This window comes from Bradyrhizobium sp. HKCCYLRH3059, from assembly GCF_051168035.1.
Taxonomy (GTDB): domain Bacteria; phylum Pseudomonadota; class Alphaproteobacteria; order Rhizobiales; family Xanthobacteraceae; genus Bradyrhizobium.
The window spans coordinates 391,521-415,450 of sequence record NZ_JBNPUF010000002.1 but is presented as its reverse complement, the minus strand read 5'-3'; the positions used below and the strand labels follow the sequence as shown (position 1 = coordinate 415,450).

At 65.4% G+C, this 23,930-nt stretch carries 20 protein-coding genes and 3 tRNA genes; 14 read left to right on the top strand and 9 right to left on the bottom strand.

Annotated elements, in window-relative coordinates; genetic code table 11:
- Positions 1-7: 7 nt before the first annotated feature.
- The gene (locus ACQR13_RS08855; protein WP_315749389.1) at positions 8-808 is read right to left on the bottom strand and encodes an FkbM family methyltransferase; all 801 of its coding nucleotides are present in this window, start codon (positions 806-808) and stop codon (positions 8-10) included.
- 542 nt (positions 809-1,350) lie between these two features.
- Here ACQR13_RS08855 and ACQR13_RS08850 point away from each other — a divergent pair.
- The 10 genes from ACQR13_RS08850 (at position 1,351) to lepB (ending at position 9,806) form a co-directional block, all read left to right on the top strand.
- A complete protein-coding gene (locus ACQR13_RS08850; RefSeq protein ID WP_315749391.1) occupies positions 1,351-2,526 on the top strand; it encodes a DUF2778 domain-containing protein in 1,176 nt (391 codons plus the stop codon).
- Between the two features lie 1,399 nt (positions 2,527-3,925).
- A complete protein-coding gene (locus tag ACQR13_RS08845; protein WP_315749393.1) occupies positions 3,926-4,102 on the top strand; it encodes a hypothetical protein in 177 nt (58 codons plus the stop codon).
- Position 4,103: 1 nt separating this feature from the next.
- Positions 4,104-4,178: transfer RNA gene (locus ACQR13_RS08840), tRNA-Asp, on the top strand.
- A 39-nt stretch (positions 4,179-4,217) separates the two neighbouring features.
- A complete protein-coding gene (locus ACQR13_RS08835; protein WP_315749395.1) occupies positions 4,218-4,754 on the top strand; it encodes an HNH endonuclease in 537 nt (178 codons plus the stop codon).
- 300 nt (positions 4,755-5,054) lie between these two features.
- Positions 5,055-5,127, top strand: a tRNA-Phe gene (locus tag ACQR13_RS08830).
- Between the two features lie 2 nt (positions 5,128-5,129).
- Positions 5,130-5,195 (top strand) — tRNA-His (locus tag ACQR13_RS08825).
- A gap of 354 nt (positions 5,196-5,549) precedes the next feature.
- Positions 5,550-6,701, top strand: a complete 1,152-nt coding sequence (locus tag ACQR13_RS08820) for a slipin family protein (RefSeq protein ID WP_315749397.1) — start codon at positions 5,550-5,552, stop codon at positions 6,699-6,701.
- A 211-nt stretch (positions 6,702-6,912) separates the two neighbouring features.
- Positions 6,913-7,200: a GIY-YIG nuclease family protein gene (locus tag ACQR13_RS08815; RefSeq protein ID WP_315714979.1), complete on the top strand. Its 288-nt coding sequence runs from the start codon at positions 6,913-6,915 to the stop codon at positions 7,198-7,200.
- Between the two features lie 321 nt (positions 7,201-7,521).
- Entirely contained in the window at positions 7,522-8,865 is a 1,344-nt protein-coding gene (locus tag ACQR13_RS08810) for an RtcB family protein (RefSeq protein WP_434862751.1), read from the top strand.
- 158 nt (positions 8,866-9,023) lie between these two features.
- Positions 9,024-9,806 (top strand): signal peptidase I, encoded by a 783-nt coding sequence (gene lepB / locus ACQR13_RS08805; RefSeq protein WP_434862750.1) that lies wholly within the window; start codon positions 9,024-9,026, stop codon positions 9,804-9,806.
- Between the two features lie 251 nt (positions 9,807-10,057).
- On the opposite strand, the gene groL is transcribed toward lepB, so the two are convergent.
- Both groL and groES read right to left on the bottom strand, forming a co-directional pair.
- A complete protein-coding gene (groL, locus tag ACQR13_RS08800; protein WP_315714737.1) occupies positions 10,058-11,698 on the bottom strand; it encodes a chaperonin GroEL in 1,641 nt (546 codons plus the stop codon).
- A gap of 87 nt (positions 11,699-11,785) precedes the next feature.
- Complete coding sequence (groES, locus tag ACQR13_RS08795; RefSeq protein ID WP_315714736.1) at positions 11,786-12,100, bottom strand: co-chaperone GroES; 315 nt, start codon at positions 12,098-12,100, stop codon at positions 11,786-11,788.
- Positions 12,101-12,479: 379 nt separating this feature from the next.
- On the opposite strand from groES, the gene ACQR13_RS08790 reads away from it, so the two are divergent.
- From ACQR13_RS08790 to ACQR13_RS08780, 3 genes are all read left to right on the top strand, one after another.
- Positions 12,480-12,764, top strand: coding sequence for an usg protein (locus tag ACQR13_RS08790; RefSeq protein WP_315714735.1), 285 nt, complete (start codon positions 12,480-12,482; stop codon positions 12,762-12,764).
- A 215-nt stretch (positions 12,765-12,979) separates the two neighbouring features.
- Positions 12,980-13,585: a cupin gene (locus ACQR13_RS08785; protein ID WP_434862749.1), complete on the top strand. Its 606-nt coding sequence runs from the start codon at positions 12,980-12,982 to the stop codon at positions 13,583-13,585.
- Between the two features lie 158 nt (positions 13,586-13,743).
- A complete protein-coding gene (locus tag ACQR13_RS08780) occupies positions 13,744-15,828 on the top strand; it encodes an acyltransferase family protein (protein ID WP_434862748.1) in 2,085 nt (694 codons plus the stop codon).
- Here the strand turns inward: ACQR13_RS08780 and ACQR13_RS08775 are convergent.
- Positions 15,766-17,016 carry a NupC/NupG family nucleoside CNT transporter gene (locus ACQR13_RS08775; RefSeq protein ID WP_434862747.1) on the bottom strand — a complete coding sequence of 417 codons (1,251 nt, stop codon included), beginning with the start codon at positions 17,014-17,016 and terminating at the stop codon, positions 15,766-15,768. The genes ACQR13_RS08780 and ACQR13_RS08775 overlap by 63 nt on opposite strands.
- A 117-nt stretch (positions 17,017-17,133) precedes the next feature.
- Between ACQR13_RS08775 and ACQR13_RS08770 the strand changes: the two genes are divergently transcribed.
- The gene (locus ACQR13_RS08770; RefSeq protein ID WP_315749409.1) at positions 17,134-18,360 is read left to right on the top strand and encodes an MFS transporter; all 1,227 of its coding nucleotides are present in this window, start codon (positions 17,134-17,136) and stop codon (positions 18,358-18,360) included.
- Positions 18,361-18,569: 209 nt separating this feature from the next.
- Here the strand turns inward: ACQR13_RS08770 and ACQR13_RS08765 are convergent, their stop codons facing one another.
- From ACQR13_RS08765 to ACQR13_RS08745, 5 genes are all read right to left on the bottom strand, one after another.
- Positions 18,570-19,325, bottom strand: coding sequence for an SDR family oxidoreductase (locus ACQR13_RS08765; RefSeq protein WP_315749410.1), 756 nt, complete (start codon positions 19,323-19,325; stop codon positions 18,570-18,572).
- Positions 19,326-19,359: 34 nt separating this feature from the next.
- On the bottom strand, positions 19,360-20,118 hold the full coding sequence (locus tag ACQR13_RS08760; RefSeq protein WP_315714729.1) for a peptidase: 759 nt from the start codon (positions 20,116-20,118) through the stop codon (positions 19,360-19,362).
- Positions 20,119-20,352: 234 nt separating this feature from the next.
- Positions 20,353-21,201, bottom strand: a complete 849-nt coding sequence (locus ACQR13_RS08755; protein WP_315749412.1) for a transglutaminase family protein — start codon at positions 21,199-21,201, stop codon at positions 20,353-20,355.
- Positions 21,202-21,372: 171 nt separating this feature from the next.
- On the bottom strand, positions 21,373-22,317 hold the full coding sequence (locus tag ACQR13_RS08750; protein ID WP_315714727.1) for an alpha-E domain-containing protein: 945 nt from the start codon (positions 22,315-22,317) through the stop codon (positions 21,373-21,375).
- A gap of 89 nt (positions 22,318-22,406) precedes the next feature.
- A complete protein-coding gene (locus ACQR13_RS08745) occupies positions 22,407-23,825 on the bottom strand; it encodes a circularly permuted type 2 ATP-grasp protein (protein WP_315749414.1) in 1,419 nt (472 codons plus the stop codon).
- Between the last annotated feature and the right edge of the window lie 105 nt (positions 23,826-23,930).

Here is a 23,930-nt window from a genome sequence, read left to right as displayed (position 1 = left end):
ACGCGCCTCAGGCCTGCTGCGGAATGATGTCCGCCAGCGCCTTGTCCCCGCCGTGGATCGCGACCATGTTGATGTCGGCGTCGATGGTCTTGTAGCCGCGGCGATCGAACCATTGCCGCAACTGGTCGGCATCGGTCTTGATCTTCTCGACCAGCATGATCGGCGTGCAGCGTTCGATCGTCGCCGCCGCACCTTCGAGCGCCTCGAGCTCCATGCCCTCGACGTCGAGCTTGATCAGGTCGCAACGCGGCAGGTTGAAATCGTCCAGCGGAAGCTTGCGCACCTCGACCGTGTCGTTCTCATAGTCGATGGCCTGGCCAATGAACTCGGTGTTGGGACGCTGGCGCAGCTCGAGGCTGCCGAAGCTCGACGGGGTCAGATAGTTCGGGCTCGGGATGTTGAGCACGCCGCGCTCGGAGGATACCGCGGCATGGATCGCAATCGCGTTGAAGCAGTTGTTGATCGCGATATTGCCGGCGAGCGCGTAGTAGATCCGCTCCTGCGCCTCGATCGAGAGCACGGATCCCCAGCCGGTCATCGCCTTCGCCCATTCGATCGTGTGGACGCCGATATTGGCGCCGCAGTCGATCGCGACCGCGCCGTCCCCATGGTGCCTGCGGCGTACGCCGAGCAGGCGGACGGCCAGCTGCACCTCTCCCGGATCGAAGGCGCCGGTGTTGAGGATCTGGAAGCCGACGCCGTAGCCGCGGTTGGCGTCGATCATGCGATAGTCGAGCCGGTTGACGATCATCGTACCTTGATTGGTCGAGGCCAGCACGAAGGCCAGCTTCCGGCCGGGGATCTGCATGGAGAGGTCCTCTCGTGTCGTCTTGGCCGGGAGCGGACGCGGTACGATTCGCCGACGGCGTGTCGCAGAGAATCGTCCCGTACCATACTGTCGCCAGCGGCCACAGCACCTGTAACTCCGGGTTGCTACGGATGCGCTTGTCGCGCACCTGGCCTGCCGGAGCAGGGGCTTTCGACTGGCGAGACCTGCGGCCTTTACCTCGTCAGCGCACGCATACGAGAGATCATCGATCGCTCGCCGCCGCCCCGGCCCAACCGTTAACGCGGCGTGCGCTGTTTTACGGATCGGCGCGACCGACGGATGCTGCCTCTCCCGATTTTTCCGGTACGGCAATATTGCCTCCGGCTGCAGTTTTGCCCTGTTTCTGCCCTGTTTGCCGGCAAAACAGGCCCTGATGGTTAACCCGCCTCTAATCCGCCAAAACTTAATCAGCATTTAACTAAAAGTCGCCTTAATGAAGCTCTGTGCTTCTGCGAGATGCAAAGCGGGTGTCCGTGGCGCATCGAGCGAGAGTTGTCGAGTATTCGTTCGGGCGTGAGTGAATGAGTAACAGTCGAGCTGCGTTGGCCGCACGAAATCGCAGGAAGTCCTCCCTGATCGCGTTCTCTCACAAATTGATCGGTGGCGCGGCAATCGCATGCCTGATCGGGGGCTGCGCCGTAACGGTCTATACCAAGATCATCGCGGCCGACGCCTATCCGACCCTGGGCAGCATCGAGCAGGATGAGCCCGTCGTGCGCCCGGCGCCGCGGCTCGCGACGCGCAGCGCCGCCGATGCGGTGGGTGAGGCCTTCTCGGCATTCCCGGAATCTCCGCCCGTCACCACGGCCGCCGCCATCACGCCGCAGATGTTCAACGACCGCTTCGGCGCGGCCGTGCCGCAGGGCGTCGCCTCCAACGCCGCGAACGGCGCGCCGCCGCTGCCCAAGCTCGCCGAAGCCGCGCCCAAGCAGATCGAGACCAGGCAGATCGAGACCAAGTCGGCCGAGGCCAAGCCGGCCGAGCCTGCGAAGGTCGCCGAGGCGTCGAAGAAGGATGCCCGGCCGCCGATGCAGCTGGCGCTCGCCAACACCAGGCCGGCCGCGCAGCCCGCGACGCCGGCGCAGGCTGCCGAGGCCAATGCGCCGAAGAGCAGCGGCTTCTCGCTGCGCGCGATGACCGAGCGTGCCAAGGCGGCGGTGCTGTCGATCGCGGGTGAGCGCCACTCGATCCAGGAAAAGCTCTGGGGCAAGCCGGAGAACCAGGATGGCGGGCTCCTGGCCTATGCCTCGGCTGATTCCAACATCACTGCCAGCATCGCCAAGGATCCGACCCGCGGCGGCCGGCCGCCGTACGATTTGAGCACGGCCGTGTACGACATCTCGGCCAAGGCGGTGTATCTGCCCGACGGCACCAAGCTCGAGGCGCATTCCGGCCTCGGCGACAACCTCGACAAGCCGAGCTCGGAGAAGATCAAGATGCGCGGCGTCACCCCGCCGCACATCTACGAGCTGAAGCCGCGCGAGGCGCTGTTCCATGGCGTGCCGGCGCTGCGGCTCAACCCGATCGGCGGCGAGGACGCCATCCACGGTCGCAACGGCCTGCTGGCGCACACCTTCATGCTCGGCCCGAACGGCGACTCCAACGGCTGCGTCTCGTTCCGCGACTACTATGCGTTCCTCGATGCCTACAAGAACAAGGGCATCCGCAAGCTCGCCGTGCTCGCCCGCATCGAGTGAGCCGGACGGGAGGCGTTGAGGTGGGATCTGCATGGTCGCCCTCACACACTCAGCAGTAGTTCCGAACTGTAGGGCGTGCAAAGGTGCGCCGTGATTCCCGTCGCACGAGTGCTATATCGCTAACTACTACGCTGCGCGATACAGCGTCCTCTCCCCTTGTGGGAGAGGGCGCATTCACTTGCAGCGCTCGTCCGATCTCCCAATCTCCAAGAGCACGCACTTTTAGAGCTACAAGATCGAGAATCCGCCGGCTGCCGTGCAGTCACGAGCGCACGATTTCTGATGCGGCTTCGGGATCGGCGTCGCTCCGGGCGACCGCTTCATGCGATCGTACGGAAAGAAGGGAAAACGGATACACAGCTCGAACACTCCTGGACACGACATCGCATTCTCGCGGCGAACGACGCCCGAGGCTTGCCAGCGACGTCGCCCTCGAAAATCAGGAGAGGGCGCGGGGAATGCCGGGTGAGGGCCTCACCCATGGCCCGCCTGCAACAAAGAAAGCAGGCGGCAGTCACCACAGGTTCAGCCGCATCATCCGGCATTCCCCGCGCGATGGACCTACGGCTTATACGTGGTCTCCCTGGTGCGCCGGGCTTTCTGGCCACCATCGGTCGGAGCATTCGTCTCCCTCGACCTTGACACCAGCATCGGGGTGTCAGGACATCACGACTTCGCCGTGCGCGCCGGATCGTTCGTCCGCATGATCAGATCACGCTGCAACCCGACGCGCCCACCGCATCCCGCCCTCCACGTTCATGACGATCGCGAAGCGCCCCTCTCATGAGGGCGGGACCGGCATAGAATGCATGATTTCCGATTTTTGGAAACAAGAAAATGCGGGGCACAGGAGGCGAGCGGGGCGATCTGATTGACCCGGCTCAACAAATCAGCCTTCGCGCGCGCGCGTCTTCGATCGTTCGAGCGGGCGACAGTGCTCTTGTCGTGCGCGAAAATGCGCAACTGATTTGCCCGACGAGCAGTCCGGCTGTTGCAGATCCGTCGCATTGCGGAAGCCGGCAACGTCATCGCTTCACGCTTTGGTCTTGACGGTTTCGGAAAATTCTGCGCATAGCTCTGCCCCATCGCAATCGGCCGCCGATCATCACCGGCGCGCTCTTGAGGACTACGACCGTGTTGAGCCTACGCTCACATCTCGCGAACGCCGCCACCAACGAACGACCCTTTAATCGGTCGAGCGATTGGTCGGGTCTGCGCGTCGCCTGTCAGGGTCCAAGCGATCTCGTGAAAATCCTGGCCCGACCGGGGCTCCAGATTTCAGCAAGAGCATAACAGCGGCGGGACTGCACCCTCCGCGCACCAAGCGGAGGGTTGGATGACCCGGACGTCAGGCGAAGATCCCGAGACTTGCGACATTGCGCGCGCACTGGATTCACCGGTGGCAGCAGCTTTCGTGCGCATCGTCATGACGTGCCGAGGCGTGACCGAGGCGCGCGCGCGGCAGCTCTATCTCGACTACCTCAATCGCACCGATCCGGACGCGTTTCATCCGCACGCGGTGGACGGCGGGCGCGATGGCCGGCGAGCGTCGAGCGGTGCGCCGGGTAGACCATGAGGCCCATGTCCCCATCTGGCGAAGGGACCGGACCGTCGATCCGGGAAGGCGGGTTCGATTCCCGCCATGGGCGCCAGAACGACCAGGCGGTTGAAGCGAAGAGAGGAGGTCGACGATGTCAGCAACAAATCCGGCGCTGGTTCTCAACGCCGACTTCCAGCCGCTGAGCTACTTCCCGCTGTCAGTGGTCAGCTGGGAGGATGCGATCAGGGCAGTCGTCAGCGGCTCTCACGTCGTCGTCGCGGAATACGACCGGGTCGTTCGTAGCCCGAGCGTCACCATGCGGCTGCCGGCGGTGATCGCGCTGCGCAACTACGTCAGGCCCGCGATGCGCGTGCCTTTCACGCGGTTCAACGTGTTCCTGCGCGATCGCTTCGAATGTCAGTATTGCGGCGGCCGCTATCTGCACGGCGAGTTGACGTTCGACCACGTGGTACCGCGGGCCGATGGCGGCGAGACGTCGTGGACCAACATCGTCGCCGCTTGCAGTCCATGCAACGCGCGCAAGGACCGGCGCTATCTCAAGCCGCGACGGCCGCCCTTCGAGCCGACGCGGCACGAGCTGATGGCCGCGCAGCGCCTGTTTCCGCCGAGATTCCTGCACGAGACGTGGCAGGATTATCTCTATTGGGACGTGGAGCTGGAGCGGTGAGGAGAGGTGGCCCAGATGAGCGTGCGCCGAGGTCCAACGGGCCTCGGCGTAAGCGACATCCGGGCTACGAAATTGCGTCGCCCGCATTTGCATGCGAGCGACGTCGTTATGAGTAGATCGATATGTAGACGATTAGTTACGGAATGAGATCGTTCGAAAATAATCGATGTCTACGTCTTGCGCGTGCCGTTGATTGTGTGTAGTAGCACGGTCCTTCGTGATGACTTTGGTTCGGGCTCGCTGAAATCCCGACTGGCGCGGCCGGTGTCCGGTCCCGTGTTCCGTCGTCGCAAAGAACAAGGAGTCTGTAGCTCATGGAGAGCGTCGGGTTGAAGGCCCGAAGGCATCGGTTCGATTCCGATCGACACCACCAAAGGATAGCTCAGTTAGGTAGAGCAGATGACTGTGAATCATCGGGTCGCGGGTTCGACTCCCGCTCCAGCGCTTCGGTTTAGCCTGAAAAGCTAATCGCCTCTGACGAGGACCGGACGCGCGCTTCAGTCGCGGTCCGGCCGTTTTGCCCAAGAAGAAAGTTCTAGGGCATTTCGACCAGATCAAGACACTGCAGAACCGGCTCTGTGCCGCGGTGGATACCGCGTCTGAAGATGCCGGGAAGGCTGCGCAAGGACGCTCGGGCTGATAGCTCGTGTGACCGCGCGCGTGCGCCCGGCATCGTCAGATGCTCAAGCCTCGGTCCGCTCGGTTCACGCAGGAAGCGTCGTCCGGTCCTCACGTCCTTTGATCAATGAATCGCGTTTCGGCCGATGGGCCGGACGCAAGCTGTGGGAGTGTGTTGTGACTTGGCATCTGGTGACGAAGACCGTGACGGTGGAGGATGGCGAGCGGGCGCTGGTGTGGCGTGACGGCCAGCTCGTGCGCGTGCTCGGTCCTGGCCGTCATGCGCTGCTCGATCCGCTGCACCGGCTGATGGTGCAAGTGTACGACGTGGTCAGGGCCGAATACCCGGCCGAGCGCTACGCGGTGCTGAAGGCCGCGCGGCCCGATCTCGCCGCCGAACTCTTCGAGGCCGTGGAGACCGGCGCGAACGAGATCGCGATCGTCAGCCTCGACGGCCGGCCGACGCATCTGCTCACGCCGTGGCAGACACGTGTCTACTGGAAGGTGGCGACGCAGGTCGAGGTCGAGCGCATCGACATCGCAAGCGACGTGCGTGTGAGCGCGCGGCATCTGGCGATGATCGAGCGTAACCGGCCGAGCGTTGTGACCGAGGTCGTGGTCGAGAACCACGAGGCCGGTCTGCTCCATGTCGACGGCAAGCTGACGGAGCGGCTGGCGCCGGGCCGGCACGCCTTCTGGGCGGTCGGCCGCAAGATCGAGGTCAAGCGCCTGGATATGCGGCCCACAGTGCTGGAGATCACCGCGCAGGAGATGCTGACCAAGGATCGCATCGCGCTGCGGGTGACGCTCACGGCGTTCCGGCGGATTGCCGACGCGGAGGCGGCTGTCGCGACCACGCCCGATGTGGATGCGTGGCTGTACCGGCTGGTGCAGTTCGCGATCCGCGAGGCGGTGGCGTCACGCACGCTCGACGAGGTGCTGGCCGCCAAGGCCTCGCTCGATGCCGAGCTGCGCGACTACGTGCGCGCGCGGCTCGGCGGCTCGGGCGTGGAGGTGACGGAGCTCGGCGTGAAGGACGTGATCCTGCCCGGCGAGATCCGCGAGCTCGTCAACAAGGTGGTGGAGGCGGAGCGGCTGGCCAAGGCCAACCTGATCCGTCGCCAGGAGGAGACCGCGGCGACGCGCTCGCTCCTGAACACTGCCAGGCTGATGGAGGAGAACCCGCTGCTGCTGCGGCTCAAGGAGCTGGAGTCGCTGGAGCGCCTAGTCGAGAAGGTCGGCCGCATCGACCTGCATGCCGGCGACGGCGCCGGCCTCGATGCGCTGCTGACGCGGCTGGTCCGGCTGAAGGCGCCGGAGACGGCGTGATCGAAGAGAGGCCGCCCAAGGGCGGCCTCTCGCTTGGAAGTGAGAGGGCGTAGGACAGAATTGAAATTGCAGCTCAGTTTCGTGAGTATGGATTCCGAGCTCTCGCTGCGAGCCCCGGAATGACGGGAGGAGAGATCACACCTCTCTCCACGCGTCATTCCGGGGCAGCCGCGTAGCGGCTGAGCCCGGAATCCATAACCACGGCTCTCGGATGGCATACTACGTCTATCTACTGGCGAGCAAAAAACACGGGACGCTCTATCTGGGCATCACGAATGATCTCATTCGACGCGTCTACGAACACCGAACCAAGGCGGCTCCGGGCTTCACCTCGCGCTATGACATCGGCAAGCTCGTCTGGTTCGAGATCTACGACAACGCGATCACGGCCATCGCGCGCGAGAAGGAGCTGAAGAAGTGGCGGCGCGACTGGAAAATCAGGCTGATCGAGGAGAACAACCCGAATTGGGACGATCTGTATCCGGGGATTTGTGGTTGAGACGGTGCCTCACACTGACCGTCGGGAGTATGGATTCCGGGCTCGCGCCGTCTGCGCAAATGGCTTTGCCATTTGCTTGCCGACGCGCCCCGGAATGACGCATCGAGAGATCACGCGCTCTTTCCTCCGCCATTCTCGGCCAGCACAGTGTCGGGGGTATAGATCATCGACGGATGCCATATGCTTGGCCGGCGATGAGCGCAACATCTTGGTGTCACGAACTACGCACGCACAGGCGCCACTGATCGCGCTACGAGCGGCGAATGAACGCAGCTGCCGCTGGATGTTACAAACTGACCTGATTGGAATGTGAGACGAGCCATGATCGACGGAAACACCCTGATCGCCTGGGGCTTCAAGCCCGGTCGCTGGTTCAAGGAGGGACTGGCGACGGCCAATGCGATGCGGGCCGATGGCGCCGATGATGACGCGATCTTCGCCGCGCTGCAGGAACTGCAGCCGGCGGAGACGCTGATGCGCACCAACGGCGTGCCGTTCGCGATGCTGATCGAGGCCGACAACGAGCTGGAGCGCGCCAATGTCGCGGCGGTGACCCAGCACATGGATGCGTTGATGCGGGTGCCGACCATCGTAGCCGGCGCCGTGATGCCGGACGCCTGTCCGTCGGGAACGGCGCTCGGCACCATCCCGGTCGGCGGCGTGGTCGCCTGTGAGGACGCGATCCATCCGGGCTTCCATTCCTCCGACATTTGCTGCTCGGTGGCGGTGACGGTGTTCGCGCGCAAGGACGATCCCAAGCGCATTCTCGATGCGGTTCACGCCGTGACCCATTTCGGTCCCGGCGGACGCGACCGGCTGCATCAGCCGCCCGACGAGGTGATGGCAGGGTTCGAGGCCAATCCCTTCCTGAAGGGGCTCGAGCGCTTCGCGATCGGCCACTTCGCCACGCAGGGCGACGGCAACCACTTCGCCTATGTCGGCCATCTCAAATCGACCGGGCAGGCGGCGCTGGTGACGCATCACGGCTCGCGCGGCTTCGGCGCACAGCTCTACAAGCGCGGCATGAGCGTGGCGAAGCGGCACACCGCGATCCATGCGCCGAAGGTCCCGGAGCACAGCGCCTGGATCAAGGCGTCGAGCGACGACGGCCGCGCCTATTGGGAGGCGTTGCAGGTCGCGCGGCTGTGGACCAGGGCCAATCACCACGCGATTCACGATCTCGCTGCGGCGAAGCTCGGCAACGCCGTCGCGGACCGGTTCTGGAACGAGCACAACTTCGTCTTCCAGAAGAGCGACGGCCTGTACTACCACGGCAAGGGCGCGACGCCGAACTGGTCCGGCTTCTCGGCTGACGATGACGGACGCACGATCGTGCCGCTCAACATGGCCGAGCCGGTGCTGATCCTGAAGCATCGCGACAACAAGGATGCGCTCGGCTTCGCGCCGCACGGCGCTGGCCGCAATCTCGGTCGGAAGGCGTTTTTGCGCGCGCATCGCCCGGAGATGCCCGAGGGCATCGATGCGCGGTTCTATTGCGGCAAGCCTGATTTGTCGGAGCTGCCGCAGGCCTACAAGAACGCGGCGTCGGTACGGGCGCAGATCGCACGCTACGGCCTCGGCGAGGTGACCGACGAGGTGATCCCTTACGGCTCGATCATGGCCGGTGACTGGGAAGCCGACGCGCCGTGGCGGAAGGGGCGGTGAAGGCCCCAAATCGGTGCGGTCGCCCACGGGCGGCCTCCTGTTGACGGGGCGGCAGGCGCCGGAGGTGATCAGCGGCCGCGTGGCCGCCGGTTCATTTGGCGATTGCGCATGGCCGGGCCTTCCATCATCCTCAGGCTGTGAAGAAGGGGGGAGACGCGATGACGAGCCTGGATGCGGGTGCCATCGGGCCGAAGCGCGAGCCGTGGTGGGCGATCGCGGGGATCTTCATCGCGGGCTTTGCGCTGCTGTGCCTGCTGCTGGCCTCGCCGGTACTGATCCGCTCCTTCCTGTATCAGCCGTTCAACATCCCTTCATCCTCGAACATTCCAACGCTTCTCGTCGGCGATGTCTTCTTCGTGTCGAAATATCCCTACGGCTACAGCCGTTTCACTTGGCCGTTGTCTTGGCCTTCCTCGTTGCCGCCGTCGGCGCGCATCTGGGGCGCGACACCTGCGCGCGGTGATGTGGTCGAGTTCTTCCTGCCGAAAGACAATGCGACCGTCTACATCAAGCGCGTCGTCGGACTGCCCGGCGATCGCGTCCAGATGAAGGAGGGAGTGCTCTACATCAACGATACGGCCGTCGAGCGGGAGCGGGTCGAGGATCTGACCGGAGAGGCGGCCTGCGGGGGCGGTGCGAACGAGCGCGTCACGCGCTGGCGCGAGACCTTGCCGAATGGCGTGAGCTACGAGACGCTGGATTGCGTCAGCCACGGCTTCTTCGACAACACCAACGTCTTCGTTGTGCCGGACGGCCGGCTGTTCATGCTCGGCGACAACCGCGACAACTCGACCGACAGCCGTGTGCTTGGCACCATCGGCTATGTGCCGATCGAGAATGTCATCGGCCGCGCCGCGATGATCTTCTTCTCGGCCACCAGCGCCGAGAAAGGCAAGCCGGGCCGGATCCGTTTCGAGCGGATCGGGACGATGGTGAAGTAGGGCGGCGCGGAGCCCGTAGCCCGCATGAGCGAAGCGACATGCGGGATCACCTGCGTAGTTCGTGATACCCCCGATGTCGCTCCCGCCTGCGCCCTTCGGGATGCGGCGTGCGCTCATCTGAACTACGCATTGAAGGCATCGGGGGCATGAGCCCGAAACCGAGGCTGGCGATGCGACAATTCCAGCACAAACGAAAACCCCGGCATCGCTGCCGGGGTTTTGCAATTGTCGTCTGCGACGAAGCGTCGGACTTAGAAGTCCATGCCGCCCATGCCGCCGCCCGGAGGCATCGCGGGGCCGCCGGCGTTCTTCTTCGGCAGCTCGGCGACCATGGCTTCGGTCGTGATCAGCAGCGCAGCCACGGAGGCGGCGTTCTGGATCGCGGCGCGAACCACCTTGGTCGGGTCGATGATGCCCTTGGAGACCAGGTTGCCGTACTCGCCGGTCTGGCTGTCGAAGCCGTAGGCGTACTGGTCCTTCTCCAGGATCTTGCCGACGATGACCGAGCCGTCCTCGCCCGCGTTGATCGCGATCTGGCGGGCCGGGGCGGAGAGCGCCTTGCGGACGATCTCGATGCCGGTCTTCTGGTCGTCGTTCTTGGTGCGCAGGCCCTTGAGCTGCTCGGACGCTCGGAGCAGGGCGACGCCGCCGCCCGGCAGGATGCCTTCCTCGACAGCCGCGCGGGTCGCATGCATCGCGTCATCCACGCGATCCTTGCGCTCCTTGACCTCGACCTCGGTCGCGCCGCCGACGCGGATCACCGCGACGCCGCCCGCGAGCTTGGCCAGACGCTCCTGCAGCTTCTCACGGTCGTAGTCCGAGGTGGTCTCCTCGATCTGCGCCTTGATCTGCTGAACGCGCGCCTCGATGTCGGCCTTCTTGCCGGCGCCGTTGACGATCGTGGTGTTCTCCTTGTCGATCATCACCTTCTTGGCGCGGCCGAGCATGGAGAGGTTGACGTTCTCGAGCTTGATGCCGAGATCTTCCGAGATCGCCTGGCCGCCGGTCAGGATCGCGATGTCCTGCAGCATGGCCTTGCGGCGATCGCCGAAGCCCGGAGCCTTGACGGCCGCGACCTTCAGGCCGCCACGCAGGCGGTTGACGACCAGGGTGGCGAGCGCCTCGCCCTCGACGTCCTCGGCGACGATGACCAGCGGCTTGCCGGTCTGCACCACGGCCTCGAGCAGCGGCAGCAGCTCGTTCAGCGACGACAGCTTCTTCTCGTTGATCAGGATGTAGGCGTCATCCATCTCAACGCGCATCTTGTCGGCGTTGGTGACGAAGTAGGGCGAGATGTAGCCGCGGTCGAACTGCATGCCCTCGACGACGTCGAGCTCGGTCTCGAGCGACTTGGCTTCCTCGACGGTGATGACACCCTCGTTGCCGACCTTCTTCATCGCGTCGGCGAGGAACTTGCCGATCTCGGCGTCGCCGTTGGCGGAGATGGTGCCGACCTGGGCGATCTCGTCGTTCGACGTGACCTTCTTGGAGTTCTTCACGAGGTCGGCAACGACCGCCTCGACCGCGAGGTCGATGCCGCGCTTCAGATCCATCGGGTTCATGCCGGCGGCAACCGCCTTGGCGCCTTCGCGCACGATGGCCTGGGCCAGCACGGTCGCGGTGGTGGTGCCGTCGCCGGCCGCGTCAGCGGACTTCGAGGCGACCTCGCGCACCATCTGCGCGCCCATGTTCTCGAACTTGTCGTCGAGCTCGATCTCCTTGGCGACGGTGACGCCGTCCTTGGTGATGCGCGGCGCGCCGAACGACTTGTCGAGGACGACGTTGCGGCCCTTCGGACCGAGCGTGACCTTGACGGCATTGGCGAGGATGTCCACGCCGCGCAGCATGCGGTCGCGAGCGTCGACGCCGAACTTTACGTCTTTTGCTGACATATTGGGTTTCCCTGAGTTGAATTGGTCGTCTCACCCTGGGCAGGGCGCCCGCAGGCGCTCCTCAGGGTGAGCGTTGAGCGGGTTGGCTTAGGCGGCCTTCTTCTTCGACGCGGTGTCGGTGAGCACGCCCATGATGTCGCTTTCCTTCATGATCAGCAGCTCGTGGCCGTCGATCTTGACCTCGGTGCCCGACCACTTGCCGAACAGCACGCGGTCACCGACCTGGACGTCGAGCGGGACCAGCTTGCCGCTCTCGTCGCGGGCGCCCGGGCCCACCGCGATCACTTCGCCCTGCGAGGGCTTCTCCTTGGCCGAGTCGGGGATGATGATGCCGCCAGCGGTCTTCTCTTCGGCGTCGATGCGCTTGACCACGACGCGGTCGTGAAGCGGACGGAAAGCCATACAGTCCTCCTAAGCTATTGAGGCGATTGTCAGTTTCTGGGAATTTGGCAGTCGGCGCCGGCGAGTGCCAGCACGCAGGCTGGATTTAGGGGAGAGCATTCGGCCGGGCAAGGGCTTGTAGCAGAAAAATTAGCAGTCAACTGCGGGCTCTGCCAACGCGTTCCGATAGCGTTAACGGAAGCGGAACGAACCATGAAACCCCGTATTAGCACCTGGGCTAAGTGGCTGCTAATGCAGCATTTTTCAACATGTCGTTAAACATTTAAGCTTGAGATGGGTTGAGGACATGCGTCACATTTCTAGGCAGTGAGCGCATCTTTGCCGGGTGGCTCCATCCCGGATGGCCACACGGACATGCGCTCCAGAAACGGAGGTTGGCATGGTGTCGAAGGTTGAGGTTTCCGAGGACTTTCGGAAACAGGTGCTGGGTTACGGGCTGACGACGGCGCAGATCCTGTATCGGATGCCGGACCATCGCTCGCTGCTGCAGACCTATGTCTGGCAGAACTACGACCTGTTTCCGAAATTCCCAGCGCTGCAGGACTTCCTGGCGTTCTGGCAGGAGAAGATCGAGGGTCCGCTGTATTCGGTCACGGTGGCGCATTCCAAGCTCATCAAGCCGGCCGAGCTGCGCGCTGTCGACGGCGTGTTCCGGCTGCATTGAGGCTGACAGCCACCGCTGCCGCCTCATGACCGGTGTCATTCCGGGGCGCGCGAAGCGCGAGCCCGGAATCCATCGGGCGGCAGAACGCGCGGAGGAATGGATTCCGGGCTCGTGCTTCGCACGCCCCGGAATGACGACCTTTGTTGGAGCGGCTGCTGAGCCTCTCCAATCCAATATGTGCTACCCTCGCGACGAGGACTCGTAGGGAGAGCACCATGGCCACCAAGAGCCGGACGACCAAGCCCGTATCACGCGCCGCCGCCAAGTCAGCGGCGCTGAAGACCGGCAAGAGCAGCAAGGCGACGGCGAAGGCGGTTACGAGAACTAGCGCCAAGCCGCTGGCGAAGACGCCCGCCAAGCCGGGCCGGGCGGCTGCGCCCTCGGCGCGCAAGGCGCTGGCGAGCAAGGGGCGACCAGCGCCGGCGCCGCGCCGCCGCAAACAGAAGGTCGCGATCAGCCATCACCGCGAGGAGGACTTCAAGGCCGACGGCCTGCGCGCTTATGCCCATTACCGCGACCTCGGCATCGCCGACGCGACGCACGGTTTGGCGCGCGCGCATGTCATCCGCATGCTGCCGCCGTGCAATCCGCAGGAAGTCTCCAAGCTGCACACCCATGCGGTCGACTTCCAGATGGTCTATGTGCTCAAGGGCTGGGTGAAGAGCTACCTCGAAGGCGTCGGCGAGACGCTGATGCAGGAGGGCAGTTGCTGGACCCAGCCGCCGAAGATCCGGCACATGATCCTCGACTATTCCGACGACGTCGAGCTGCTGGAAGTGATCCTGCCGGCCGACTTCAAAACCGTCGAACTGTCGACGTAAAGCCGACAGAAATGGATGGAAACATTCGCGTGCGATGGACGGCGGTCCCATCGCGCGTGTGTGTTGACATCCGGTCTCGCGTCATTGGGACGGATGGGCCGGCGACGAATCCGTAAGACGTGTTCGCCGCGGGCTTGCGTAAAGGCGTACCCGTTCCGTTGCCGCGCTTCGTCGTCCAGTTCGCTCCCACGATCCCGCGCGCGCCTCGCACGCGCGCATCGACGCAGCCCCGCTTCGCCAGCGCGGGCGCCGGCTCGGCTTCAGGTGTAGGACATCGCGAGGACATCGACTGGCTGCGCGCCATCGCGGTGCTCTCCGTCGTCGCATTCCATTTCGAGGCGCCGGCGATCTTCGGCGGCTTCGTCGGCGTCGACATCTTCTTCGTCATCTCCGGCTACCTGATCACCGGCATCATCGCCGCGGAGATCGCGGCGGGCCGCTTCTCGTTCGTGCAATTCTACGAGCGGAGGGTGCGGCGGCTGCTGCCGGCGCTCTACGCCATGGTGGCGTTCGCGGCGCTTCCGGCGTCGCAGGACATGCTGGGCTCCGAGCGCGCCGAATTCTTCCGTTCCGCGGCCGCCGTCGTCACCTTCACTTCGAACATCTTCTTCTGGCAGCAGTCGGGCTATTTCGACCACGCCGCGGTGGAGAAGCCACTGCTGCACGCCTGGTCGCTCGCGGTCGAGGAGCAGTTCTATCTGGTGCTGCCGATCGTGGTCTGGGCCGTGTTGCTGATAGCGCGCGGCCGCAGGCTGGCGCTGACTTTCACGCTGGCGCTGCTGGCTGCCGGCTCGTTCGCGCTCGGTTTGCTGCTGATGCGAGGCGGCGCGTCCGCGAGCGCATTCTTTCTCAGCCCGCCGCGCGCCTGGGAATTCCTGCTCGGCAGCCTGGTCGCGATATCCGGCCTTCCCGCACCGCGGCCTGGTCTCGCCCGGCGCGGCGCCCGCGCGCTGTCGCTGCTGCTGATGGCGGTGCCGATTCTGGCGCTGCGCCCCGGACCGGGTTTCCCCGGCGTCGACGCGCTGGCGCCATGCCTCGGTGCCGCGCTGTTCCTGTGGAGCGGCGCCGGCGTGGCCAACGTGCCGCGTAGCCCGCTATCGCCGCTCGGCGTGGCGGCGTTCTTCGGCCGCATTTCCTATTCGCTGTATCTGTGGCACTGGCCGTTGTTCGCCTTCGCGCGCTTCGCCAAGCCCGGCCTCGCACTCGACGGCGGGGAGCGGGTGGCGTTGTTCGCGCTCACGGTCGCAGTCGCCACGCTGTCCTGGCGCTTCATCGAGCAGCCGTTCCGGCATCGCAAACTCGCAGCGACCCCGCGCGCGGCCTTCGGTCTTGCGGCGCTGGCAAGCCTGCTGCTGCTGGCCGGCAGCGGCGTGGGTCTGTTGCGCGCCGGCGCCGTGTCGGACGCCGACCGCGCGGCGCAGCGGCTGGACGCCTACAACGCCTACGACATGAAGCCGGTCTATCGCTACGGCACCTGCTTCACGACGCCGGACGGGCGCGTGCCCGAGGATTGTCTCCGTCCAGTGCCTGGCAAGACCAACTTGCTGCTGTGGGGCGACAGCTTTGCCGCGCACTACTACCACGGCCTCAAGGCCGAGCTCGATCCGGACACCGTCAACATCATGCAGGCGAGCCAGCCCACCTGCATGCCGACCTTCAACGCGGAGACGCAGGGCGTGGCCGCCTGCCGCGCGCTGGCGGCCCAGATGCGCGACTACTTCGCGGCGCACCGGCCCGATCTGGTGGTGATGTCAGCCGATTGGCTCGAAGATGCCCGATCGCCGCGCTTTGCCGGAATGGTGCGCGACCTCAGGTCGACCCTGTCTCGGCTCAGTGATGCCGGCATTCCGGTGGTGCTGCTCGGTCCCTCCGTGCAATTTCGCGCGCGACTGCCGTCGATGCTGGCGCGCGCCACCTTGCGCGGCATGGCGCCGGATCCCGTGGCTTTCGTCCGCTCGGACATCTTCGCGCTGGATTCGGCCATGCAGTCGGGGCTGCCGAGTGGTGAGGGCTTTTCCTACGTCTCGATCCTGTCGGCGGTCTGCGAGAGCGGACGCTGTCCGCTCACGGTCGGCGACGTCCCGCTGTCGTTCGATCATGCGCATCTCACGGCGGAGGGCTCGCAGCTCGTGATGGCGAGGATCGTGCCGCAACTGCTGCCGATGACGACCGAGCTCAGCTCACGTCAGCAGGCCGACGATCGCACCCATCAGGCAGGTGGTGAGGGTGCCCGAGACGATTGATTTCAGGCCGAGCGCGTTGATCTCGTCGCGCCGGGTCGGCGCCATGGTGCCGAGCCCCCCGATCATGATGCCGAGGCTGGCGAAGTTGGCGAAGCCGCACATCGCGTACAGCATGATCAGCCGCGCGCGCGGATCGAGCGCGCCGGCGTCGAGCTTGGCCAGCTCGACATAGGCGATCAGCTCGTTCAGCACCGTCTTGGCGCCCATCAGGCTGCCGGCGGTGACGGCCTCCGACCACGGCAGGCCCATCAGCCAGCACACCGGCGCCATCACGAGGCCGAGCAGCCGCTGCAGCGAGATGTCGGCGCCGCCGATGGCGGGCAAGAGCGACAGGATCGCGTTGGCGAGATGCACCAGCGCGACCAGCACCAGCAGCAGCGCCACGATGTTCATCAGGAGTTCGAGCCCGGCGCTGGTGCCCTTGACGATCGCGTCCATGGTCGAGGTGGCCTGAGTCCCGGGATCGCCGAGCGCGCCGCCGGTGAGCTGCTTCGACGTCTCCGGCACCATGATCAGGCTGACCAGGATCGACGCCGGCGCGCCGAGCACCGAGGCGATGACGAAATGCGCGGCGGCATCCGGGATCAGTGGCGCCAGCAGCGTGGCGTAGAGCACCAGCACGGTGCCGGCGATGCCGGCCATGCCGCCGGTCATGACGAGAAACAATTCGCTGCGCGTCATCTGCGCCAGATACGGCCGGATGAACAGCGGCGCTTCGACCATGCCGAGGAAGACATTCGCGGCGGTCGACAGGCCGACCGCGCCGCCGACGCCGAGGGTGCGCTCCAGCAGCCAGGCCATGCCGCGCACCAAGGGCGGCAGCACGCGCCAGTAGAACAACAGCGTCGTGAGCACGCTCATGACCAGCACGATCGGCAGCGCCTGGAAGGCGAGCACGAAATCGGCACCGGGCGCCTTCAGCTCGAAGGGCAGGGCGCCGCCGCCGACATAGCCGAAGACGAAGGAGGTACCGGCCCGGGAGGCCGACGAGATGGCGCCCACGACGTCGTTGATGGCGCCGAACGCGCGGGCGACCGCAGGCACCTTGAGCAGGACGATGGCCGTCACGAGCGTCACCACCAGCCCGAGCCCGGCCTGTTTCAACGACACCGCGCGCCGGTTTTCACCGAGCGCCCATGCGATCGCGAGCAGTGCGATTGTCCCGAACGCCGATTGCAGCTGAAGCATCAGATCCCCCGAACCCCGTTTCATTATGGGCGCAGGGAACTGCCGCGTGCAATGCCGCGCGGCCATGCGGGGCCCGCGATTGACAAGCAGTGAGGGCTGCGTCACGCAGGCGCCATCATGTCGTCCACCGTCCCGATCGGCGCGCGCGATCTCTTGAAGCAAAGCGCGTTCCTGTTCTTCCTGTCGTCCCGCAGCTTGTCGCGCTTTGCGAGCCAGATCGCGGCGGTGGCGATCGGCTGGCAGATCTACGACCTGACCGGGCGCGCCTTCGATCTCGGCATGGTCGGGCTGATCCAGTTCCTGCCAACGGCACTGCTGGTGTTCGTCGCCGGCAGCGCCGCCGACCGATTCCAGCGCAAGCGCGTCGTGCAGCTCTGTCAGCTCGTCGAGGCGCTGACGGCGCTCTATCTGTGCTGGGGCGCTTACGCCGGTCAGCTCGGCGAATTCCAGCTATTCGCGGCCGTCTTCGTGCTAGGCATTGCCGGCGCCTTCGAAAGCCCGGCCACGGCGGCGCTGCTGCCGCTGATCGCGCCGTCCGGCACCTTGCAGCGGGCCAGCGCGCTGTCCAGCGGTGCAGCGCAGCTCGCGACCATCGCGGGGCCTGCGATCGGCGGCTTCGCCTATGCGGTCGCGCCCGGTGTGCCCTACGGCATCATGATGCTGTTCTGGATCGGAGGCATGGCCCTGACCGGCCTGATGCAGGTGCCTGATGACGTGCCGGCCGAGCGGCTCGAGGGCAGCAAGGACGATCTGTTCGCCGGCGTCCGCTTCATCCGCGCCAATCCGGCGATCCTCGGCACCATCTCGCTCGATCTGTTCGCGGTGCTGCTCGGCGGCGTCACTGCGCTGCTGCCGATCTACGCGCGCGATATCCTCGACACCGGGCCGTTCGGGCTCGGCGTGCTGCGCGCCGCGCCCGCGGTCGGCGCGCTGGCGATGACGGCGGTGCTGGCGCGCTACACCATTCGGCGGCGCGTCGGCCTGCGCATGTTCCAGGCGGTCATCGTGTTCGGTGCGGCGACGGTCGTGTTCGCCGTCTCGCATGTGATGTGGATCTCGGTCGCTGCGCTCGCCGTTCTCGGCGCCGCCGACACCGTCAGCGTCGTGATCCGCTTTTCTCTCGTTCAGCTCGCCACGCCCAACGAGATGCGCGGTCGCGTCGGCGCGGTGAACTTCCTGTTCATCAACGCCTCCAACCAGCTCGGCCAGTTCGAGAGCGGCGTCACCGCCGCGCTGTTAGGGGCCATGCCCGCCGCCATCCTCGGCGGCGTCGGCACCATCGCGATCGCGCTGGCGTGGATGAAGCTGTTTCCCGAGCTGCGGAAGGTGGAGCGGTTGGAGTAGGGCGAGCCGGCCGCGCTCTCTCCGTCATTCCGGGGCATCGCGCAGCGATGAGCCCGGAATCCATCAGCATGAGACGTCGTGTGACGAAGATAAATGCCACATCCATCTCGCGCCACACCACCGCGTGTGGCTATGGATTCCGGGCTCGCGCTTCGCGCGCCCCGGAATGACGAGTGGAGAGAGCAGGGAGCGGGATCTGAAAGAAGTGATCACCCCCGTCCGACGAACGGCATCTTCGTCGCCATCACCGTGATGAACAGGACGTTGGCGTCGAGCGGCAGGCCGGCCATGTAGGCGACGGCGTCGCCGACCGCCTTCACGTCCATGCGGGGCTCCGGCATCATGCGGCCGTCGGGCTGCAGCACGCCGCCGACCATGCGCTCGGTCATCGGCGTCTCGGCGTTGCCGATGTCGATCTGGCCGACCGCGATGTCATAGGCGCGGCCGTCGAGGTTCGACGCTTTCGTCAGACCCGTGATCGCGTGCTTCGTCGAGGTGTAGGGCGAGGAGAACGGCCGCGGCGCGTGCGCCGAGATCGAGCCGTTGTTGATGATGCGGCCGCCGCGCGGCGATTGATCCTTCATGATGCGGAAGGCGTGCTGCGTGCACAGGAACGGCGCAGTGAGGTTGGTCGCCACCACCGACTGCCATTGCTGCAGGGTGAGGTCCTCGAATGGCACCGGTGGCGCGCCCATGCCGGCATTGTTGAACAGCACGTCGAGCCGGCCGTAGGTCGACTTCACGGTGTCGAACAGCGCCGCGATCGAGGCGGGGTCCATCATATCGGCGGAGACGGGGAGGCTCATGCCGGCTGGGCCGAGCTTGGCGGTCTCCTCCAGCATCTCCTTGCGGCGACCGGCCAGCACCACGGTGAAGCCGGAGTTCATCAACGCGAGCGATGCGGCGCGGCCGACCCCCGTGCCTGCGCCTGTCACCAGCGCGATCTTCTTTGCCGCTTCAGCCATGTTTCCTCACCTTCAGTTCAAGTGTTTTGCAGTTTCAGTGTTTTGACTCGCTCTGAGTCTTATAGGGCGGCCTTGGAATGTTGTTATGCGCAGCGCGCAGGGCCGCCGACCAGCGCGAGCGGAGATCGTGGAAATAGGGCTCGCCGGCCTCGATGCGATGATTGAGGTCGGCCTCGCAGGCCTCCGCGCGCACGACCAGGACGTCGATCGGCAGGCCGACGCCGAGATTGGAGCGCATCGTCGAGTCCATCGAGATCAGGCCCGTCTTCAGCGCCTCGTAGAGCTCGACGTCGTAATGCATGGCGCGGTCGAGCACCGGCTTGCCGTATTTGTGCTCGCCGATCTGCAAGTACGGCGTGTCGGTGGTGCATTCGATGAAGTTGCCGGCGGTGTAGACCATGAACAGCCGCATCCGCGAGCCCTTGATCTGGCCGCCGAACAGGAACGAGACGTCGAACGAGATGTCTTCGGCCTTCAGCGCCGGGCCTTCGGTGGCGTGCACCATGCGGATCGCCTTGCCGATGCGCTGTGCGGCCTGAAACATCGTCGGCGCGTTCATCAGGGTCTCGACCTCGCCGGTGTCGGGGTCTTCCATCCCTTCGGTCAAGGTCGATAGGACGGACTGGCTGATGGCGAGATTGCCGGCGCTGGCGACCGCCACGATGCGCTCGCCCGGATTGGAGAAGATGTGCAGCTTGCGGAAGGTCGAGACGTTGTCGAGACCGGCATTGGTTCGGGTGTCCGCGATCATGACGAGGCCGTCACGCACCAGAATTCCGCAGCAATAAGTCATCTCAGTCCCCTCGAGCCATTGCGCGAATTACTAGCGAAAATCGGCCTCCCGTCCACCCCCGCCGATGTCGAAGCCGGAATGAGTGGTCGCTCCACAAAAGGTCGTCATTCCGGGGCGGAGCGAAGCGACGAACCCGGAATCCATCGCTCCGTGCATTCTGCCGCCCGATGGATTCCGGGCTCGCGCTTCGCGCGCCCCGGAACGACACCATGGGTGGAGCGCGCGTTCCAGAATTCAGGACTGCCGCTGCGACTGGGATTGCGACGGACCGCCGCGGCCGACCTGCTCGACCTTCACTTTCACGGTGAGCGTCTCGGTGCCGCCGCCATAGCGTGTGCCGCGCACCGGCGCCGCACCGAGATAATCGAGCCCGATCGCGACCCGGACATGAGCGTCGGTGGTGCAGATGCAGTTGGCGGCGTCGAAACCGACCCAGCCGAGATCCGGTACATAGGCTTCCGCCCAGGCATGGCCGGCCTCCTGGTGCACTGCACCATCGGAACGCAGGAAGTGGCCGGATACGAAACGCGCGGGAATGCCGGCGGCGCGCGCGCAGGCGATGAAGATATGCGCATAGTCCTGGCAGACGCCGCGCTTCAGCACGAAGGCTTCCGCCGCCGAGGTGCCGCTGTGGGTCGGATCCTCGTCGAAGGTCATGTGCTCGTAGACCTGCATCATCAGCGTGTGCAGGAGGCCGAGTACGTCGCTCTCCGACTCCGCGCGCAGATCGCGCACGACGGCGGCCATGGCCGCATTTGCGGCCGTGAGCGGCGTCTGCCGGAGGAAGAAGCTGGGCGGGAAGCGTTCGTCCGCTCCCTTCAGCACGCCGCCGGTGTCGTGGGTCTCGACCAGTCCTTCGGCGGTGATCGTGAGGTCCTCGAGCGCGCCATGCGTGATCACGTGGGTGACGTTGCCGAATGCGTCCTCGTGCATGTCGAGGCGGGAATCGGTCGACACGTCGATCTGCCACTCCGCCACATATTGGCCGTCATTGCTGCCGGGCGTCATGCGGATGATCTGGATCGCGCCGGTCGCCGCCGGCTCGTAGCGGTAGGTGGTGGAATGGGAGATACGCAGGCGCATGGCGGTCGACCAGTCTTCGTCAGATGTACTGTCCGCGGTAGCTCGTTTCACCTCTCCCTGAAAGGGGGAAGGAGGATCCCTCGGGCGGAGGGCAGGGGCCGGGTGCCGGACGTGGTCTCGCAGTCACAGTCCGACGGCCGCCCATCGCCGTATTCGCCGCGCTCCAGGCGCTCAGATCAGATACTGCTTGGTGATGATCTCTCCGAGCCGTGAATTGTCGGCGATGAACTCCTGGATGAACTCGTGCACGCCGCGCTGGAAGATGTCGTCCATGTTGGAGTGGTCGAGCCGGTTGCGGACGCCGCGGGCATGGCGCTGCGCGGCCCCCTGGCGGCCATAGGCGACGCCGATCTGGTCGAGATTGCGGACGAGGTTGCCGTAGCAGCTCGCCAGCGAGCGCGGCAGCGTGTCGTTGAGGATCAAGAGGTCCGCGATCAGCCAGGGCTTCAGCGTCTCGCGATAGACCCAGTGATAGGCCGTCAGCGCCGAGACCGAACGCAGGATCGAGGTCCACTGATAATAGTCCAGCGGGCCGCCGACATGCTCCTCCTCGGGTAGCAGCACGTGATATTTGACGTCGAGAATGCGGGCGGTGTTGTCGGCGCGCTCCAGATGCAGCCCGAGCCGCGAGAACCAGTAGGCGTCGTTGCGCAGCATGGTCCGGTAGGCCGAGCCGTCGAAGCGCAGCGAGGTCTCCTGCACGAAGCGCAGGAAGCGCGCCAGCTCCTCGCGCGTCTTGGTGCCCTTGCTCCAGACCTCCTGGAGCTCGATCCAGGAGCCGTTGAGGGTGTCCCACATCTCCGATGTGAGCGCTGTCCGCACCGAGCGGGCGTTGAGGCGGGCGGCCTCGATGCAGTTCTTGATCGAGGATGGGTTCGACTGGTTGAACGAGAGATATTCGACGACGTTCTGCTCGTTGGCCTCGGAGTAATGCTCGTAGAAGCTGACATTGACGCCGGCGGTCATCAGCGCCGATTCCCACTCATTGGTCTTGCCGATATAGGCCGCGGGAAGCGCCGTGACGCGCAGGGTGGCGTCGATGGTGCGGGCGAGGTACTCGGCGCGCTCGACGTAGCGGGCCAGCCAGTACAGATTTTCGGCGGTGCGCGACAGCATGGGCAATCTATGAGGTGCGATGTGAACCCGCCCCGGCGAGGGGGAAGGCATGCACGGGAACGAAGCGCGTGAAGCGAGGGCGGCGAGGCTTACTCATCCAGCACCCATGTGTCCTTGGTGCCGCCGCCCTGGCTGGAATTCACCACCAGCGAGCCTTCCTTCAGCGCCACGCGGGTGAGGCCGCCGGGCACGATGGTGGTGCGGTCGCGGCCGGTCAGCACGAACGGGCGCAAATCGACATGGCGCGGTGCCAGCCCTGACGTGACGCAGGTCGGGCAGGTCGACAGCGCCAGCGTCGGCTGCGCGATGAAGCCCTCCGGCTCGCGCTTCAGCTTGTCGCGGAACGCCTCGATGGTCGCCTTAGTGGCGGCCGGGCCGATCAGCATGCCGTAGCCGCCGGAGCCGTGCACCTCCTTGACGACGAGCTCGCCGAGATGGTCGAGCACGTAGGACAGATCCTGCGGCTCACGGCAGCGCCAGGTCTGCACGTTCTTCAGGATCGGCTCCTCGCCGAGATAGAACTTCACGACATCGGGCATGTAGGAGTAGATCGCCTTGTCGTCGGCGATGCCGGTGCCGACCGCGTTGGCGAGCGTCACGTTGCCGGCAACATAGGCCGACATCAGGCCGGGCACGCCGAGCGCCGAATCCGGGCGGAAGGTGAGGGGGTCGAGGAAGTCGTCGTCGACGCGGCGGTAGATCACGTCGACCCGCTTCAGCCCCTCGGTGGTGCGCATGAACACCTCGTCGTTCTTGACGATGAGGTCGCGGCCCTCGACCAGCTCGATGCCGAGCTTGTCGGCCAGGAACGAGTGCTCGTAATAGGCGGAGTTGTAGATGCCCGGCGTCATCAGCGCTACCGTCGGCTCGGCCGAGGCGCTGAGCGGCGCCACCGAGCGCAACGCCGACAGCAATTCGTCCGGATAGCGCTCGACCGGCGCGACGCGGTGGCGCGCGAACAGGTCCGGAAACAGCCGCATCATGATCTCGCGGTTTTCCAGCATGTAGGACACGCCCGACGGCGTGCGCGCGTTGTCCTCGAGCACGATGAAGTCGTTGGCGTCGACGCGGACGATGTCGATGCCGGCGATATGGACGTAGACGTCGTGCGGCACGTCCTGGCCGTTCATCTCCGGGCGGAACACCGGGTTCTGGAAGATCAAGTCATCCGGGATGACGTTGGCGCGGAGGATGTCCCGGCCATGATAGATGTCGCGCAGGAACATGTTCAGCGCCTTGACGCGCTGCTTCAGTCCCTTCTCCAGCAGGGTCCATTCCTTGCCCGAGAGGATGCGCGGGATGACGTCGAACGGGATCAGCCGCTCCTGCGCCTCCGCCTCGCCATAGACCGCGAAGGTGATGCCGATTCGCCGGAACAACAGCTCTGCCTCGTGGCGGCGATACTCGAGCGCCTCCGGCGGCGTTTCCTTCAGCCACCGCGACAGCTCCTGATACGCCTGACGGACCTCGCCGCCCGGCCCGTTCATTTCGTCGAACGCAACTGCCATAGATGCCCGTGTGTCCCAGCCTCGCCATACACTGCATGACTCCTCGGGATGGTAGCAAGGGGCGGGCCAGCGCGATATGCATTCTCCTGCGGCATTTCGTGGGGG